This is a genomic window from Pedobacter suwonensis (assembly GCF_044762335.1).
GTDB lineage: Bacteria > Bacteroidota > Bacteroidia > Sphingobacteriales > Sphingobacteriaceae > Pedobacter.
In genome coordinates this window covers 1-18,916 of sequence record NZ_JBIWEB010000019.1, presented here as the reverse complement: position 1 = coordinate 18,916, position 18,916 = coordinate 1, and the positions used below count along the sequence as shown (strand labels likewise).

15 protein-coding genes and 1 rRNA gene are annotated in these 18,916 nt (G+C 39.5%); 4 read left to right on the top strand and 12 right to left on the bottom strand.

The window, feature by feature from the left end:
- Positions 1-80 precede the first annotated feature (80 nt).
- The 9 genes from ACIQXP_RS21180 to ACIQXP_RS21140 form a co-directional block, all read right to left on the bottom strand.
- A complete protein-coding gene (locus tag ACIQXP_RS21180) occupies positions 81-1,049 on the bottom strand; it encodes a helix-turn-helix transcriptional regulator (RefSeq protein ID WP_387507567.1) in 969 nt (322 codons plus the stop codon).
- 262 nt (positions 1,050-1,311) lie between these two features.
- Entirely contained in the window at positions 1,312-1,689 is a 378-nt protein-coding gene (locus tag ACIQXP_RS21175; RefSeq protein ID WP_293743697.1) for a hypothetical protein, read from the bottom strand.
- A gap of 53 nt (positions 1,690-1,742) precedes the next feature.
- A complete protein-coding gene (locus tag ACIQXP_RS21170) occupies positions 1,743-2,873 on the bottom strand; it encodes a sensor protein KdpD (protein WP_293743698.1) in 1,131 nt (376 codons plus the stop codon).
- A gap of 5 nt (positions 2,874-2,878) precedes the next feature.
- Complete coding sequence (locus ACIQXP_RS21165) at positions 2,879-3,127, bottom strand: hypothetical protein (RefSeq protein WP_293743699.1); 249 nt, start codon at positions 3,125-3,127, stop codon at positions 2,879-2,881.
- Positions 3,128-3,264: 137 nt separating this feature from the next.
- Entirely contained in the window at positions 3,265-4,335 is a 1,071-nt protein-coding gene (locus ACIQXP_RS21160; RefSeq protein ID WP_387507563.1) for a porin, read from the bottom strand.
- Between the two features lie 309 nt (positions 4,336-4,644).
- Positions 4,645-5,205, bottom strand: coding sequence for a K(+)-transporting ATPase subunit C (locus ACIQXP_RS21155; RefSeq protein WP_293743701.1), 561 nt, complete (start codon positions 5,203-5,205; stop codon positions 4,645-4,647).
- A 106-nt stretch (positions 5,206-5,311) separates the two neighbouring features.
- Positions 5,312-7,339: a potassium-transporting ATPase subunit KdpB gene (gene kdpB / locus ACIQXP_RS21150; protein ID WP_387507561.1), complete on the bottom strand. Its 2,028-nt coding sequence runs from the start codon at positions 7,337-7,339 to the stop codon at positions 5,312-5,314.
- Positions 7,340-7,467: 128 nt separating this feature from the next.
- Positions 7,468-9,186 (bottom strand): potassium-transporting ATPase subunit KdpA, encoded by a 1,719-nt coding sequence (gene kdpA, locus ACIQXP_RS21145; protein WP_387507559.1) that lies wholly within the window; start codon positions 9,184-9,186, stop codon positions 7,468-7,470.
- A 39-nt stretch (positions 9,187-9,225) separates the two neighbouring features.
- Entirely contained in the window at positions 9,226-9,288 is a 63-nt protein-coding gene (locus tag ACIQXP_RS21140; RefSeq protein ID WP_387507684.1) for a potassium-transporting ATPase subunit F, read from the bottom strand.
- 441 nt (positions 9,289-9,729) lie between these two features.
- Here ACIQXP_RS21140 and ACIQXP_RS21135 point away from each other — a divergent pair, with 441 nt between their 5' ends.
- On the top strand, positions 9,730-12,306 hold the full coding sequence (locus ACIQXP_RS21135; protein ID WP_387507556.1) for an alpha-L-arabinofuranosidase C-terminal domain-containing protein: 2,577 nt from the start codon (positions 9,730-9,732) through the stop codon (positions 12,304-12,306).
- Between the two features lie 131 nt (positions 12,307-12,437).
- Here the strand turns inward: ACIQXP_RS21135 and ACIQXP_RS21130 are convergent, their stop codons facing one another.
- Entirely contained in the window at positions 12,438-13,403 is a 966-nt protein-coding gene (locus tag ACIQXP_RS21130; RefSeq protein WP_387507553.1) for a phosphatidylinositol-specific phospholipase C, read from the bottom strand.
- Between the two features lie 172 nt (positions 13,404-13,575).
- Here ACIQXP_RS21130 and ACIQXP_RS21125 point away from each other — a divergent pair, with 172 nt between their 5' ends.
- From ACIQXP_RS21125 to ACIQXP_RS21115, 3 genes are read left to right on the top strand one after another with little or no spacing between them, the layout of a single operon-like run.
- Complete coding sequence (locus ACIQXP_RS21125) at positions 13,576-14,760, top strand: glycosyltransferase family 87 protein (protein WP_387507551.1); 1,185 nt, start codon at positions 13,576-13,578, stop codon at positions 14,758-14,760.
- Complete coding sequence (locus tag ACIQXP_RS21120; RefSeq protein ID WP_293743707.1) at positions 14,757-15,689, top strand: glycosyltransferase family 2 protein; 933 nt, start codon at positions 14,757-14,759, stop codon at positions 15,687-15,689. The genes ACIQXP_RS21125 and ACIQXP_RS21120 overlap by 4 nt, the downstream gene beginning before the upstream one ends.
- Entirely contained in the window at positions 15,690-16,469 is a 780-nt protein-coding gene (locus ACIQXP_RS21115) for a polysaccharide deacetylase family protein (RefSeq protein WP_387507548.1), read from the top strand. It begins immediately after the preceding gene.
- Between the two features lie 158 nt (positions 16,470-16,627).
- On the opposite strand, the gene ACIQXP_RS21110 is transcribed toward ACIQXP_RS21115, so the two are convergent.
- Both ACIQXP_RS21110 and rrf read right to left on the bottom strand, forming a co-directional pair.
- A complete protein-coding gene (locus ACIQXP_RS21110) occupies positions 16,628-18,388 on the bottom strand; it encodes a S8 family serine peptidase (protein ID WP_387507546.1) in 1,761 nt (586 codons plus the stop codon).
- A 444-nt stretch (positions 18,389-18,832) separates the two neighbouring features.
- Positions 18,833-18,916: ribosomal RNA gene (rrf, locus tag ACIQXP_RS21105) — 5S ribosomal RNA — on the bottom strand; the annotation flags it as partial.

Sequence of the window (18,916 nt, the reverse complement as noted above, 5' to 3'; positions counted from 1 at the left end):
GCTTTTCGAAGGACTTCTTTTAGATTTCTAATAAAGTGTTTCGACAGGCTCAACGTGACAAATTCCAAGCGAATTATAATTTATAAGATAGCCCCTTTGTTTTTTATCCTTTTTAAACCAGCTTCCATAATCTCAGCCAGCTCATGATTTAAATGGGCTGGTTCTATAATTTCAGCTACATCTACGAATTTAATAAACCAGCGTACAAAAGAAACAACAGAGAGGGAACAATCGAAATACATCAACACAAAATCATCCGAAATTTTCTCTTCCCTGAATCCGAAAATCTGGCGGTCCCAGTATAGGTAGTGGGCGTACTTCCGATCCACCCTGAGTTCGATTTTCGTTTTGTTTTCAGATAATCCTTTATCACGGAATTCATGAATTGGCGGGTGTGAAATGGTAAATTTTTTTTCAAGTATCGAAACTTTTTTAATCCTGTCCAGCCTAAAATTTCGGTAATCTTTCCTTAAATGGCAATAGGCCAAAAGATACCAGAAACCATGCTCATAAAATATACCTATAGGTTCTACAGATCTGGCAACCGGATAAACATCACTACTTTTGAGGTAATCGATGTGGGTTATCTGCTTCTTTAAAGTGCTATTGAGCAATACATCGATAATGTTGGGCAGGTAATCATTGGATTTAAAATCGTTTTTAAGATGTACGGTATCTTCTAAATGCAGAAAATCTTTTTTTTGATGCACCTGAAAAGAGCTTTTTATTTTAATGAGTGCAGCATCAAAATGTTTTTTAACAAATTCTGTTTCATGTTTCTGCATCACTTTTTCAGCAACCATTAAACTGAGAATTTCTTCCTGGCTAAACCTGGATGGCTGTAACCTAAAACCTTCCATAATCGAATAACCACTTCCCGGTTCATTTACGATCGGTATTCCGGCCATCTCCAAGGCCTTTAAATCCCTGTAAATTGTCCTCAAACTGATTTCGAACCGTTTTTGTAATTCTTCCGCAGTAACTACAGATTTAGATTGTAAAAGAAAAAATAGCTGTAATATCCGATCAAATCTTTTGGTAATATCCATTCCTTAAAAATGCAGTTTAAATTTCACAGCTAATTTAATCTGTTTGCCACTTTGGCAGGAATCCAGATTAATTTAGCCACATTGCAAATTTAGGAAATATGATGACAGCCTTATGGCAGTAGCAACTTATGTTTTATAGATTAAGATAGGTTATCCAAGCCTTATCGAATATAAGTAGATCAAAAACAATTGCAATTTATACGGTTTTACCGCATTTGCGAATGTTCTTTTGCCTATTTTAAAACTATTGAATAAAACGATGTTACTGATTAATCATCATTTTTGCTGCTTTAAGTTGCGTAGCCAATAACACGCCGCCAAGTGCCGCCGTTAAGAAAATACCTTCATAAATCCATAAGGTTTTTTTCTTTTTAAAACCCTTGTAAAAAGTGTGCGCAGCTATTACCCCAAGACCAACAAACTCAATATTGCGCTGCACTTGCTTTGATGCATCTTTGTTTTTAATTAAAGCAAGACGCAACAGCTCATCTATTAAACTGATGTTTTTGGAAACACCTTTCCTGATCTGTCTTTTACTTGCCGGAGCCCCTAATTTCTTTGCTGCACTTTGTAAACCTGTAGTGGTAATCTCATTAATCAACCGTGTTTTCGTATCATTATTTTCCATATCGCTTTTCATAGGTTCTATTATTTTAACCCCACTCAAAAGATATAGTTTTGATAAAGTTATTTTTATGATAAAATCACCAGATCAATATCCTTCATGGCCAGGTTTTTCAACAGTCCATTAAAAACCGCTGTACGTAAAATAACCTGAAAAATATTAAGATGGGGTTTGCCGATGCATATCGTGGTAACTTCTTTTTCAGTGGCGATATCGATAATGGTTTTGGTAATGGCATTACTTTTTATTTTAATTACTTCTGCACCCAGTTCGGTAGCCAGTTTAAAATGGTTAATCAGATGGCGTTGCTTATCCAGTTTAATGCGTTCCATGCTTTCACTATCGCTTTGCACATACAGCACCATCCATGGCGACCGGTAATAGGAAGCCAGTCTGGCTGTTTTCCTGATCACTACTCCTGCGGTTTCGGCATTGGAAGAAATACAGGCCAAAAAACGTTCAGGCCTGAGCTTAATTGATTTGGGAATTTCAGTCTGGATTTTCCGTTCTACCTGATGCACCACCTCTTTTAGCGCCAACTCGCGCAGCTGAAGAATTTTATCGGATTGGAAAAAATTACTTAATGCCCTTTCAATTTTTGATTGATCATAAATTTTGCCTTCTTTAAGACGGGTAACCAGTTCATCAGCCGTAAGGTCGATATTTACAATTTCATCAGCTATTTCCAGTATTTTATCCGGGATCCGTTCGGTAACAGCTATACCTGTAATCTGCTCGATTTCTTCATTGATGCTTTCCAGGTGCTGGATGTTTACCGCAGAGATTACACTGATTCCAGCCTCGAGCAGATCGAAAACATCCTGCCAGCGTTTAGTGTTTTTACTGCCCTCAACATTGTTATGGGCAAGTTCATCCACAATTACAATTTCAGGATGGCGGTTCAAGATCCCCTTGAGATCCATTTCCTCGATTTCTTTGCCCCGGTAAAAGATTTTCCGCCTTGGAATAATCGGCAAGCCTGCAACAAGTGCTTCTGTTTCCGCCCTTTTGTGGGTCTCAACATACCCAATGCAAATATCTACGCCATTTCGCAGTAATGCATGCGATTCCTGAAGCATACGGTAAGTTTTACCCACGCCAGCACTCATGCCAATATAGATTTTGAGCTTTCCGCGCCTGGATTTTTTAACCAGATCTAAAAAGTGCCTGACCGATTCTTCTTTTTGTTCTTCTTCCATCGTTTTTACCAGGTAACATTCATTACTCCTTTTTCGATCAATATCGTAATCGCAACAATCATAACCAACGTAAATAATAAGATCATAAACCTGAAAGAGATTTTATGATAAAGCAGTTTAAAATATTTTTCTGTGGCATAACTTCTTTTTTTTGCACCTGTTTTATTCCTTTTTAACGAATTCAATTTTCGCATCATTAATATTCCTAAGAACGCTAAAAACAGGCTGAATATGATTTCTATGTAGGGATGCATTGTTTTATTTTAGAGTACTTTTAAAAGAGTGGTCGTCATCTCGACTGGAGTGCAACGGAATGGAGAGATCTTCGGACTGAGTTAAAAGATTTCTCGACTGCGCTTCGCTCCGCTCATAATGACGAAAACTGGGGAGATTAAAACGATACTGCAATACTCGCCGTTAAACTTGCATTGCCGTTAACCGCAGCACCTTCTCTTGCAAATATTTTGTCTTTGCTATCATAGGCTTTTCCCTCCAGCCTTACAACAGCATTGGCAATTGGCGAATAATCAAGATTTAAAGAATAACCTTTGGTTTTAAAACCCTGTGATGTGCCCGTTGGAATAAAAATACCGTTTTTATCCTCATAATATTCAAACCTTCCGGCAACCGCCCATTTTGGTGCAAACTTGTATTGTGCAATAGCTACAGGAGAAATGACTTCGTTTTTATCGCTGCTGCCTTTCTGCTTTTGTTGCGTACCATAATCAAATCCAAGGGTGATGCCAAATTTATCGGTTAGCTGGAAGATGCCATAAACGTTGTGGTAAAAGCGATTCACCCTAACTGAATCAGCACCCTCCGTTCCAAGATAATTGCTGTAATTTACCGTAATTTTATCTGTTGGTTTCCAGGTAAACTGCAGTCCACCGGCAGGTTTATTGTTTCCATTCTGGCGGGTAATGCGCTGCCATCCGTTAAGGTACAGTGCGCTAGCCGTAAATTTACCATCTTTGGTTCCATAGGTAATTTTTGCACCCGATTCATAATAAGGTGTATTTTCTGAAGAAATATTTCTGGTGAGTACCCAGCAATCTTTTGAAACTGCGCTTTCGAAACCGATGTGCGAAGAAAAGATTCCGGCATCGACCCAAAGATTTTCTGTTTTGGATAATTTCACACCTGCATTGGCCTCCAGGATATTTTTTAATACGCCAGGCTCGGCAGCCAGGTTGGCATTGGCATAAGTTCCGGCCATTACCGCTAAATTAGCCCTGATCATTCCGCTGTCATAAGCAGCTTTGATGAAACCAAGGTTCAGGTTTACTTCATTTGTGCGGTTATGCGAATATATAAAACCAAGACGGTTATGGTCTGCAGGTTTGTTAAAATCATATCCGTAATAAGCTTCAAGATAACCGCTTACTTTAATTTTAGGTTCTTCCTGTGCTTTTGCAATAAATCCTGTAGTGAGTGTAGCAGCAAGTAATAGTAATTTTTTCATTTTATCTGATTGTTTTGTATTGGGCAAAGCTTAAGGCCCAGACTAAGTAGCACAAGACCTTGAAGCATTACCGTTGTTATTGTTTTGGGAAATTGTTTAAATAATTGTTGTGAGTCTAAACCTGTCGACAACGTGTCAATTGTTGAAATAACAACTTTTCGTTATTCGATAAGTTCAGGATAACAGACACCCAAGAAATGTAGTCATTGCGAGGAGGAATGACGAAGCAATCTTTCATGCTAGCGACCGTCGCAATAAAGATTGCTTCGCCGGCTGAAAAAGCCTTATCGCAATGACGATTTCTGCTAACTAAAGCGCATCAAGGGCAAGATTTAATTTCAGAACATTTACTGACGACGGGCCAAATACCCCCATAAATGGTTTCAGTGTATTCATGGCCACCAGTTCTTTTACCTTTTTCACATCGATTTTACGTGCTGCAGCAACTCTGTCAACCTGAATCGCAGCGCCTTGTTCCGAAATATTTGGATCAAGTCCGCTTCCTGATGCAGTAACCATATCAGCGGGTATATCAGATTTTTTGATACCAGGGTTATATTTCAATAAAGTATCGATACGGGATTGCACTTCTTTTAAATAATCAGGATTTGATGGTCCTTTGTTGGAACCTGCAGAACCCGCTGCATTGTAGGCCACAGCTGATGGTCTTCCCCAGAAATATTGCGGTTTGGTAAACGACTGGCCCAACAATGCGTAACCTACTGTTTTACCATTTTTGGTGATTTTTTCTCCACCACCATTTCCTTTAGACATTTTTCCAATAAAGGCAACAGTAACAGGGTATATTATGCATAACAGTACTAATAATACAAGTGTTAAGCGGATAGATTGAATGATGTACTTTTTCATCTTTTTATTTTTTTAAATTCTTATTCGATTCGTCATTCCCAACTCGATTGGGAATCTTAAAGCGCTTGCATTACGATTCCCGCATACGCGGGAATGACGGAAACTTCTACACAAACAGGCCAACCAATAGATCAATTATTTTAATCCCGATAAACGGGGCTACTACCCCACCAATACCGTATATAAAAAGGTTTCTCCGCAATAAGGCAGTTGCACCGATCGGTTTATAAGCCACGCCTTTTAAAGCTAATGGGATCAGGATCGGGATAATGATGGCGTTAAAAATTACTGCCGACATGATTGCCGATTCTGGCGAATGCAAGCCCATGATATTTAGGCTTTGCAGCGCAGGGATGGATGCGATAAATAAAGCCGGAACAATGGCAAAATACTTGGCCACATCATTTGCAATGGAAAAAGTGGTTAATGTACCGCGGGTAATCAACAATTGTTTACCGATTTCTACAATCTCAATCAGTTTGGTAGGATCGTTATCCAAATCAACCATGTTACCAGCTTCCTTAGCGGCTTGTGTTCCGCTGTTCATGGCAACACCCACATCGGCCTGTGCCAAAGCAGGTGCATCATTGGTACCATCACCCATCATCGCTACCAGCTTACCAAGGGTTTGTTCATCTTTAATGTAATTCATTTTATCCTCAGGTTTGGCCTCAGCAATAAAGTCATCAACACCCGCTTTCTCTGCAATATATTTAGCGGTCAATGGGTTATCTCCGGTTACCATCACTGTTTTTACACCCATTTTCCTTAAGCGTTCAAAACGTTCGCTGATGCCGGGTTTAATAATATCCTGTAATTCAATTACGCCAAGGGCCTTTTCATTCTCAGCTACCACTAAAGGTGTTCCGCCATTGGTGGCTATAGTTTTTACATGGTTTTCAATATCAGAAGGAAAATGATTTCCAGCTTTTTGCACCATGTTCCTGATCGAATCAAAAGCACCTTTTCTGATCCTTTTACCATCGGCAGTATCTAGTCCGCTCGAACGGGTTTCGGCAGTAAACTTGATGAAGACTGATCCCTCTGGTATTCCGGCAGATTTAACACCCTGCTCAGCAGCCAGTTCAATGATCGATTTTCCCTCCGGAGTTTCATCTGCCAGAGAGCTTAAAACACAGGCATCGGTAAAAGCTTTAATGTTTACGCCTGCAGTTGGATAAAAATTAGTGGCTTTACGGTTACCGATGGTAATGGTTCCGGTTTTGTCTAATAGCAATACATCAATATCGCCTGCTGTTTCAACCGCTTTACCCGATTTCGTAATGACGTTGGCCCTAAGCGCCCTGTCCATCCCTGCGATACCAATGGCCGATAAAAGTCCGCCGATGGTGGTTGGAATTAAACATACGAACAGGGAGATCAATGCGGCAATGGTTATTGGTGTATTGGCATAATCAGCAAAAGGTTTCAGGGTTACGCAAACAATGATGAATACCAGGGTAAAACTGGCCAGCAGAATAGTTAGGGCAATCTCATTTGGTGTTTTCTGACGTGATGCACCTTCAACCAAGGCAATCATCTTATCTAAAAAGCTTTCTCCCGGAGCTGTACTTACCTGAACTTTAATCTCATCAGATAAAACTTTTGTTCCGCCTGTTACCGAAGACTTATCACCTCCTGATTCGCGGATTACCGGAGCAGACTCACCCGTAATGGCCGATTCGTCAATAGTAGCAATACCTTCAATAATCTCTCCATCCGTTGGAATCGTATCGCCTGCTTCACATATAAATACATCACCTTTTTTTAACTGGTTAGATGAACGGATTTCGATCTTTCCATTATCCAGAAGCACTTTTGCAGGTGTTTCTTCTCTTGTTTTACGAAGGCTGTCGGCCTGTGCCTTACCTCTTGCCTCTGCAATGGCTTCAGCGAAGTTTGCAAACAGAACGGTAAGCAATAAAACTAAAAAGATGAAGAAGTTATATAAGGGCGCTCCTTGTCCGTTATGGCTGAAAGAGTATACCGTAACATAAGCCATGATCAGGGTTCCGATTTCAACGGTAAACATGACGGGGTTCCGTACCATTACCCTTGGATCAAGCTTGATGAAAGATTGTTTTAGCGCGGTCTGCACCAAGGCAGGTTCGAACAATTTATTATTGGGTTTCATTTTTTTATTTGTTATGTGATTTCACAGATTTAATTGATTTCACAGATTATCGTGTGGTTTGTCATCCTGAGCCTGTCGAAAGACCTTTGATAATTTAATTTCATCAGGCTCAATGTGACAACTCTCATTTATTTAAGCATGGTAAAATATTCTGCCAACGGGCCCAAAGCAAGGGCAGGGAAATAAGAAAGTGCGTTTAAAACAATGATAACCGCAAAAGTCATTAGTGCAAAGGTTTTGGTATCTGTTTTAAGTGTACCGGCCGATTCAGGGATAAATTTTTTGCTCCCCAGTAATCCAGCGATGGCAACCGGACCGATAATTGGCAGGAAACGCCCCAGGAAGATCACTATACCGGTAGATAGATTCCAGAATATATTGTTATCTCCCAGCCCTTCAAATCCGGAACCGTTGTTGGCATTAGATGAAGTCATTTCATACAGCATTTCAGAGAAGCCATGGAAACCGGGATTATTGAGCCAGTTTTTAGGTTGAACAGCCCATGGAGCATTGCCATAATTGGTGAAGATATAACTTGCGATTGCTGTTCCGGCAAGGATTAAAAACGGACTCAACAGTGTTATAATGGCCGCGATTTTAATTTCTCTGGCTTCTACCTTATGGCCCAGAAATTCCGGCGTTCTGCCCACCATCAGGCCTGAAATAAACACGGCAACAATCAGGTAAATAAAGTAATTTAATAAACCAACACCACAACCTCCGTAGAATGAGTTGATCATCATTCCCAATAACTGCCAGGTGCCCGACATTGGCATGGTACTATCGTGCATGCTGTTTACGGAACCGGTAGAAATAATTGTCGTAACAGTTGCCCAGTAAGCGGAGGCTGCGGGGCCGAAACGGACCTCTTTTCCTTCCATCGCCCCGGTTGTTTGTGAAATACCCATTTTGGCTAAGGCTGGATTCCCGCCTAGTTCTGAACTAAGCATAGGAAGCAGCAGCATAAGTAAACCGATGGTCATCACCCCAAAAATGGTCCAGGCTAGTTTTTTCCTGCGGATAAAATAACCGAAGGCAATTACCATGGCAATCGGAATGATGACCTGCGCAATCAGCTCAACCATGTTGGTAAAGTAGCTTGGATTTTCAAAAGGATGTGCTGAATTGGCACCAAAATAACCTCCACCATTTGTACCTAAATGTTTAATGGCAATCATTTGAGCAGCTGGTCCCCTCGAAACATGCACGGTGTCTCCCTGTAGGGAGATAAATTGATCTTTACCCTCATAACTTGCAGGTGTACCGCTAAAAGTTAAGATTAGGGCCATTACAAAAGATAAAGGCAATAATAACCGGGTAATTGATTTTACAAAAAATTCCCAGAAATTGCCAAGCTCGGTTGTCGTTTTATCTCTAAATGCTTTAAAAAGCACTACAGCAGCAGCAATACCTGTTGCCGCGCTTACAAACTGAAGAAACATCAGCACATATTGCTGGGTAAGGTAACTTACGCCACTCTCGCCCGAATAATGCTGCAGGTTACAGTTGGCAACAAAGCTGATAATGGTATTAAAAGCCAGATCGGGTGTCATTGCAGGATTCCCATCCGGGTTGAACGGAAGTTTATCCTGAAAAATAAGTACAAAAAATCCATAGAACAACCATAAGACATTAATGGTAAGCAGTGCTTTTAACTGCTGTTTCCAGTTCATCTGTTCTTTAATATTGATTCCGGAAAGCTTGTAAATACCAGTTTCCAGTGGTTTTAAAAAATCTGTCCAGACTTTTTCTCCTGCAAAAACCTTGGCCAGGTATTTACCTAAAGGTATGGCAATAACCAGGGTGAGCAGAAATGTGGCAATAATGCCTGTTAATTCAGTATTCATTTTTTTAATTTGTTAAATACTCCATTGACGGAGGAAGGATTAAAATTTTTCGGGTTTGATCAGCACGTATATCATATAGATAAATACGGCGACGGCGATCATAAATAATGCGATCATAGTGTTAGATTTTTTCGAACCAGTTTATTGATTTGTAAGTAGCCCAGCAGAGCAGCACCAGGATTAAGAAAAGTAATATTGTCATGATTGTAATGATTTTACAGGCCAGTAGCCAACTCTTATACCAGAAAAGATAAAACATACTCAAATAATTGACAGTCAAAACATTAAATAAAAATCATCTGTTACAACCTTAAGCAGGCATTAAAAAACCCTTCCATTTTGGAAAGGTTTTTTTCACATTGGTATCGGTTATAAGCGCTTACTAAAGTATTTCTCTGTAAGAGAATCAAAATAATAATCGTTATAATGACGATTATTATTTAATTTAGAAAAAATTCTAACCAAAATCATCACTCCTGAGCAAGCCCGAATCGTTTTGCTGTTGATGCATTGTTGAATTTAATGACTAAATTTTAACAGAAAATGAAAAGAAAGTTTTGGCTTTTTGCCGCATTCATCTTCATGGCTGCAAATGTATTGGCCATCAACAAAAAAACAGCCAACGAGCCTGATTCGGCTTATTTATTTGCTTACAATGCCAACGGACTCCGGTTTGCCTGGAGTTTGGATAAACAGAACTGGACTCCGATAGGAAATGATTATACCTTTTTAAAGAGTGATTATGGCCGATGGGGAAGCGAGAAAAGAATGATAACACCTTTCCTTATTCAGGGTAAAAATGGACTGTGGGTATGTATCTGGAGCCTGAATAACCATACATTACAATTTGCAACTTCAACTTCTGAAGATCTGATCAGCTGGAACCCGCAAAGCTACCCCTATGTAAATCAGGGTAAGAATGTTTTACGTCCAGTTATTGCCTATAACCGTAACCTTAATGAATATACCGTAACCTATGCGGATGCAGACGAAAAGTATTTTCAAACCAAAACCAAAGATTTAAGCCATTACAGCCCTATAAAAGAAGTGCCCGCATCAGCTTATCATGATCTGCGTACTACTGTTAATCTACCCCATGCCGGTAAGGGTCAGGTGTACCATTTGCCGTGGAAAGTCATTTTGGGTTTGAAAAAAACATATGAGTTAAAAGATTACGAAAATAAACAGAATGGAGAGACAACTAAAGATGATGCTCTGCGTTTTGCAGGTCTTAAAAATGTGGAGGCCAGGATAACTTTCCAACCTGATCAGACAAAGCCGATCAGCAACATCCTAACAGGTGTCTTTTTCGAAGATTTAAATTATGCGGCTGATGGAGGATTGTATGCAGAACTGATTCAAAACCGGGATTTCGAATATCACCTTCGTGATAAAGAGTATAATGACCAAAACTGGAACAGCAGTTACGCCTGGACATTGAAAGGCGACCGTGCAACAATGAAAATAGATTCGGTTTCGCCAATCCATCCCAATAATCCGCACTATGCAGTTTTGGATATTCCTGTTGCAGGGGCATCTATCCTAAATAGCGGTTTTGATGGAATAACACTGAAAAAAGGCGAAACTTACGATTTTTCACTATCAGCGAAATTACTAGATACAAAAAGGATGAATCTTGAGGTAAGGCTGGTAAGTGACAAACTAGGAATTTTGGCCAAATCAAATTTAAATATTACTTCAAACAACTGGAAAACAGCAGCTTTAAGTTTAGTGCCTGCTGCGGATGCGAGCGATGCAAAACTCGAAATCGTGATGGCTAATCAAGGGCGTATTGCAATTGATATGGTTTCATTATTTCCAAAAAATACATTTAAAGGCCGCAAAAATGGCTTGAGGTCGGATTTGGCACAAGCCATTGGAGATATACATCCGCGTTTTGTACGTTTTCCGGGAGGTTGCCTTGCCCACGGAGATGGTATTGCCAATATTTACAAATGGAAAAACTCCATCGGATCTTTAGCGGCACGCAAACCAGACCGAAACCTTTGGGGCTATCATCAAACCATGGGGCTTGGTTATTATGAATATTTCCAGTTTTGCGAAGATATTGGTGCTGCACCTGTTCCCGTTATAGCTGCTGGTGTACCTTGCCAAAATTCGGCCACAGGTGGCGGTGGCCAGCAGGGTGGTATACCTATGAGTGAAATGGGGCAATATATAAAGGATATTATAGATTTAATTGAATACGCCAATGGCGATATAAAAACTGAATGGGGGAAAAAACGTGCCGACGCAGGGCACCCTAAACCATTTAACCTGAAATATATTGGCATTGGTAATGAAGACCAGATTACAGAGGTATTTGCTGAACGGTTTACGATGATTTACAATGCCTTAAAAAAATCTCACCCCGAAATTACAGTTATCGGCACTGCAGGTCCATTTTTTGAAGGAACTGACTATGAAGCCGGCTGGCAAATTGCATCAAACCTTAACGTACCGATAATTGACGAACATTATTACCAGTCGCCAGGCTGGTTTATCAATAATCAAAACTTTTACGACAGTTATGATCGCTCTAAATCTAAAGTTTACCTGGGCGAATATGCGGCAAGTTTACCAGTTGGTAACAGGACAAACCTGGAAACCTCTCTTGCCGAGGCCTTGTATCTCCTTTCACTTGAACGCAATGGTGATGTGGTGAGCATGGCCTCTTACGCCCCGCTTTTAGCAAAAGAGGGCCATACGCAATGGGATCCTGATCTGATTTATTTTAACAATACAGAAGTAAAACCTACTATAGGATATTTTGTACAACAACTATATGGACAGAATGCCGGAGATGAATATATTCCATCAACTGTGGTACTCTCTTCGAATCAAGAAAACGTGAGGAAACGGATAGCCTGTTCAATGGTTAAAGATGCTAAAACCGGAGATTTAGTTGTTAAAATGGTCAACCTCCTTCCGGTAACTGTAAACACCTCATTTGATTTCAATCAGCAACAGCTTGGGAGAAATGCGTTTAAAACCGTACTTTCTGGCAACCCGAATGATAAAAAAGCTGTTCCGGTTGTGACAAAAATTGATTCTGAAGCAATCAGACAACTGGAGCTGCCGGCTTATTCTTTTACCGTTTTAAGATTTAAAGCAAAGTAGAATAATAGAAAATATCCCCTCCTTTACGATTTTGGTGATGTAAAATACTATTTCATTAAGGATGCACTTTATCTAGTTAGACTGTGCATCCTTTTTAAGTAAAACTGAACCATTAAATCGCTGCGTTAATATTAGAAATTGGTATTAACAATTGACTGGCTTCTGCCAGAATCAATAAAGTCAAGTGCAACAATTCCGAATTTCCCATGGGTATTGTTGGCAAAAAATGTGGTAATTTTTGGATTAATAAAATTCGATACCGTTGTAATACTTGGGATACTGAATATACCTGCCTTATAACCACTCGCATAGTTGAGATAAAGCCTGTTAGCGGCATCATTTTTTGCTTCATTTAATACCGTTTCTACTTTTGTCCATTTGGTATTCACATCGTTCACATTGTAAAAATCCTGAACTTTTAAATTTGCCGCGTTATTGATCTCAAATGTAGTATTATCGGCCCAGACCGTAGCGTCAATTCCTTTTGGCGATGATCCGGAAAACCTTCGCAAAAGTCTGATTTTCCCACGGATACTGCCCAAAGTAGGAATGTTGTTTCCTAAATCCCACTTGCCGGGATTTTGCTGTACATAACTGTCGAATGTTTGTTCAAAAGAACGGCTATTGTTTGATGGGGTATGTTCTTCTTTTACGCTCATAATAATGGCTTCTGTTGGGTGACTGTTCAGGAAATTGATACAGGCATTCAGCACGTCATTAAAATTAAGATTTTGATAAATGGCTCCATGATGAATGGCAAAAGCGTTGTCTATGTGCCTGCAGCGGATATCCAGATAACGAACGCCAGCATTTAACTGATCGGTAATGCTCAGGTTCTGGCATTTAGCCGTACCTGAAACAGGTTCGATCGTAGCGCCTGAATCGTGCGTACCCGGGATAGAAATGAGTGCTATGCTGTTTTGATCGGCAAGTACGCTCATCCAGTTATTAAGCGAAAAACTTGATAAAGCCGAATTTGGATTTACATTTTCTTTGAGTTTTGGTCCGGAAAATTTTTCAGTTTCTTGTTGTTCTTTTTTACAGGCGCTAAAGGTAAGCACCAAGGCCACAAAAAGTGGTAGTTGTAATTTTCTCATAGTTTTTTAAGATTGATGATTTATTTGGTTCAGCTTAATAAAACTAGTAAAATGATTTACTAAATCGATATTCCATTAATAATTTCATAATTAATTAATATTGGCTTGCTGGTTCCGACGATCTATTTCGTATTGACGTAACGAAATAGTTATATTGCGGCATCAAATCATAATGAACATTTTCACAAAAAATAACCTCAGCAAACTGTCTTCGTTACTTTTAAAAAAGCAATGTGTATTTGCTGTTTATCTTATACTGGCTTTGGTAGCCGGTTTTAAACAATACCACCACCATTCTTACAATAATTATCTGATCTTCAAGTATGTTTACTGGCATACTGTAGACTTGCAGAATCTATATAATAATTATCCCGAATACCAGGACAGTAACCATTATGGGCCTGTATTTTCTGTTTTCATAGCGCCTTTTGCCTTATTGACTGACGGCCTGGGTTGTATATTGTGGAACATCGCTAATGTAACTATATTACTTTGGGGCATTTACAGCCTCCCCATATCCCTTAGCAAGCGAACAATAATAGCATGGATCTGTGCGCATGAAACCTTAACCGCGCTCTTCAGTTTCCAGTTTAACATCGCCCTGACTGGATTAATATTGCTTAGTTTCTCTTATCTGATTAAAAAGAAAGAAGTACAATCTGCTTTTTTTATTGCCTTAGGCACACTGATTAAACTTTACGGGATTGTTGGACTGGCATTTTTCTTTTTCACCAAAAATAAGTTAAAATTTATTTTAGGCTGCTTTATTGCATTTGCGGGGTTGTTTGCCTTGCCAATGGTTATTTCCTCGCCGGCTTTTGTCATGCAATCCTATAGCAACTGGTATCTTTCTTTAGCCCATAAAAATGATTTAAATGCCTCGTTAACATCTTTTCAGGATATTTCTTTAATGGGAATTGTGAGGCGTATAACCGGTAATATCAACATTCCGAATACCCCTTTTTTGCTAGGTGGATTAATATTATTTGGTTTGCCTTATGTCCGTATCAATCAGTATAAACATCTAGGTTTTAGGTTAATGTTATTGGCTTCGACATTGATTTTTACGGTGATATTTAGCAGCGGTTCCGAATCGCCAACTTATATTATTGCTTTTGCAGGGGTTGCCATTTGGTTCATGCTGCAGCAGAACCCAAAAAAAGGATGGACCATTGGATTATTTATCTTTGCGTTTATATTAACCAGCCTGTCGCCAACGGATATTTTCCCACGGCCGGTTAAAGAATTTATTCGTCTATATTCGCTTAAAGCCCTACCTTGCGTCATCATTTGGCTAACTATAATCTACCAAATGATGAAAGAAGATTTTGAGTCTTATCTGATTACCGATAAATGAACAAGTTAGTTTCTATAGTAATTCCTGCTTACAACGAAGCCGATAATATTTTTGTCATTGCAGAAAGTATTAAACAAGTTTTTTCAACCATCAATTATGATTACGAAATAATATTGGTAGATGATGGTAGTGCCGATCATACGCTCGAAAAGATTAAAGATTATGCCTCAACAGCAAGTAATATATTTTTCCTTGAATTTTCTAAAAATTTTGGTCATCAACTGGCTGTTAAGGCAGGCATGGATCATGCTTTTGGCGATTGTGTAATTTCGATGGATTGCGATATGCAACACCCCGCAGAACTGATTCCTGATATGATTGCAAAATGGGAAGCGGGTTATGAAGTGGTTTACACCATTCGTGAAGAAGATAAAAATCTATCGAAAGGTAAGAGAAGTTCATCAAGCCTGTTTTATAAAGTATTAAACTGGCTTTCTGATATCGATTTAGAGCCTGGGGCAGCAGATTTCCGTCTGCTCGATCAGCGGGTGGTTAATGTTTTCCGTAATTTTCATGAAAATGAGCCATTTCTTCGAGGCCTGGTAAAATGGCTGGGTTTTAAGCAATATGCTATTAAATACAATCCGGCGGCACGTTTTTCAGGTAAAAGTAAATACACCCTTAAAAAAATGCTTAGGTTAGCCTTGCACGGCGTTACTTCTTTTAGCATCAAGCCGCTCTACACCGCAGTTTACCTGGGTTTTATCCTATCTTTTGCCTCTGTGCTTTATGTGCCTTATATTATCTACGCCTTTGTAAACCACGTAGAAGTTTCTGGCTGGGCATCCGTAATTATGACGATTGTTTTTTTTGGAGGTCTGCAGCTCATCATCTTAGGTATTATAGGCATTTACGTAGGCAAAATGTTTATGCAAACTAAAAACCGCCCTAATTACATTATTCGTTCAACCAATATTCAACAAAAATAAATGGTACTGTTAAGTTTTGATATCGAAGAATTTGATATGCCTTTCGAGTATGGAAAAGATATTTCTTTTGAAGATCAGATTGCCATTTCGAGAGCAGGTACCATTGCCATTTTAGATATTTTGGATAAATACAGGGTAAAGGCTACTTTTTTCTGTACCGTTACCTTTGCAGAAAATATTCCCGATCTGATTAAACGGATTATCGAAACCGGACACGAACTCGCTTCGCACGGGTATTATCATTCCGATTTTAAACCCGAACATTTGCTTCAGTCAAAGCTAAAGCTCGAAGAACTTTCAGGTAAAGAAATTATCGGTTACCGCATGGCGAGAATGATGCCAGTTGATGAAAAGGAGATTGAGAAGGCAGGATACACCTACAATACATCCATCAATCCAACTTACCTGCCCGGACGCTACAATAATTTCAATATTTCGCGAACACACTTTATCAAAGATAACGTTTTGCAGATTCCTGCTTCTGTTAGCCCGATGGTTCGCTTCCCGCTATTCTGGCTTTCTTTCCACAATCTGCCTTTAAGCATTTACAAAACATTAGCCAGCTGGACTTATAAAAAGGATAAATACCTGAATATCTATTTCCATCCCTGGGAGTTTACCGACTTAAATGATTTTGAACGCTTTGGTTTCCCCGGTTATGTCAGGAAGAATACAGGCGTGAAAATGATTAAGCGCATGGAAGCGCTTATTTCATGGATGAAAGCAAAAAACTACCCATTTGGCACCTTCCAGGAATTTATTAAAACTCTGAATTCTTAGATTTTAAGGGTATTTTCATTTCATTCAGGGCAGCAAGCAGCGTGTTTAGCCCCGGGCGAAGCGACATCCCCGAACGCGCAGCGAAGGGATGCAGCGGAGCACGGGAACAAGCCTACATAGCTGCAATAACCCTGCGCTCCACAAACTAAAAACCTATCTTATTTATAAGTCTCTGCCAATTTCAGTGCGTTATAGGCATTAACAATCCCACCACTGACACAAATTTCACTAAAAGGTACACGGGTGTTTTCGCCTCTTTCATTCTTATACTTCACCTTATGGGTCACTTTAGAAACCGATTTCATAATAATTTCCCGTACCTGTGCCGGCTTTAAATCCGGATAATAACTTAAGATCAGTGCCGCCAAGCCGGCCACCACAGGAGAAGCCATACTCGTCCCATCAGCCTCTTCATATTTATTATCAGGAATCGTTGAATTAATTAAAAATCCGGGAGCAAACACATCTACAGTATATTTACCATAATTCGAAAAACTGGCTTTCAGATTATCATCATCTTTATAAGCACTTGCACCTACTTCAATCCAATTATTGGCATGAGGAAGATTAAACTTTGCAGAGTCTATTGGTATAGGTTTTACGAATGTAGATCGGTTATAAGGTGGCCTCATACCCATTCCATTATTTTGTGCCATAGGTTTCGGTGGCGTAAAATCTGGCTTGCCCGGCTTTTTATTGGCTTCTTTATAGGCATCTGCCTCTTTACTGTCAAAAAATTTATTGGGAAAATTTTCTTCCAGATCGTTATTCTGATTATCGTTCCCTGCGGCATGCACTAGCAATACCCCCTTAAGTTCAGCATATTTTACCGCAGAATCTACCGCTTTCTTATCCCACTTATAACTTTTCCCAAAGCTCATGTTAATTACTTTCGCACCATTATCTACGGCATATCTGATGCCGTTGGCTACATCTTTATCACGTTCGTCGCCCGTAGGTACTACCCTGATGGCCATGATACTGACATGATTGGCTACCCCCATGACACCTAAGGAATTGGTACGATCGGCACCAATAATCCCTGAAACGTGCGTACCGTGAAAAGCATCCGGACCTTTTACATCATTATTTCCATAATCCTTTTGGTAAGCATTGCCGTAGTCATCTCCAACCAGTTCTGCGCGCATGTCATATTTAGGATTTAAGTTATACTTCAACATCGCATCGTATTGCTTATACCCCTCTTTAATACTCTTATAAAATTTCTCGAAACTTCCATCTTCCCTTGCACCTTTCCTGATAATTGTTTTTACCTGCTCTTCAGTTTCATCATCAGCTTTGTAACGATCCACATCATCCATCGTTGGGATTTCCTTTTTACTGACTTTAGCTACCGTATCCAAAACTTTGTTAATGGCAATCAATACTGAAAAGGTATTACTGGCATCTTCATATTTTTTACCAAAATCGCCAACCATTTTCTTATACAGTTTAAATTCTTCCTTTTGTGTGCTGTCTAATGGTGTTAAATTGGTTGTCGACTGATATTTTGGCGTATAAATTCTTAACAAGCGAACGAGTTCTAAATTATCGAACTCCAGGTTACCTTTTTTAGAACCGATAAAATTCCAGCCATGAATATCATCAATATAACCATTGCCGTCATCGTCTATTCCATTTCCAGGAATCTCCTTTTTATTGGTCCATAATACACTTTGCAAATCCGGATGATTGATATCTACACCACCATCAATTACCGCCACAATAACATTTTGTTTTGGTTTTTTATCCTTTAGGAGTTCACGATAAGCTTTCTCCGTACTAATACCAAAAAATCCATTCTCCTGTAAATCGAGGTTAAACCAATTTGCGGGGAGTTGTACATTTTTACTTTGTGCAAAAACATTAAAATTTAAGCTCAAAATAATAGAGAGAAAAGTTAATTTCTTAAGGTTCACATTCATTATCATTATATGTACGTATTATTACAATAATACGGTTTTATTACTTTCAGGATGAAAGTTTTCACATCTTTTAACAAGAGTATTCTTCTGTTTTTGAAGCGCAGTTTCCTGTGTGTATGGGCTAGGTACTGTCCTGCTGTACGCTTTATCCTTTTGGGAAACCTGATCTGTTAGGCAGATTAACCCGTCCAAAAGGGATGCCGCTCCCATCAGGGCTATTTAACCCGGGACCGAAGAAGAATAGCAACTTAAGATGGATAAACGATGATGGATGGTCTCTGCGGATATCGGTGTGTTCGGCAGATACAGCTAAATTGACCTTCCTTAACCCCTCAATGGTGTGAAACCGCCCTATGCCCCATGCGCTTCGCCCGCTGCCCAAACCCCTGTAAACGAAGAAAACCCTTCAACATTTCTGCTGAAGGGTTTCTCTTTAAGATCTGGCACCGACCTACTCTCCCACGTGTTACCGCAGTACCATCGGCTCTGGTGGGCTTAACTTCTCTGTTCGGAATGGGAAGA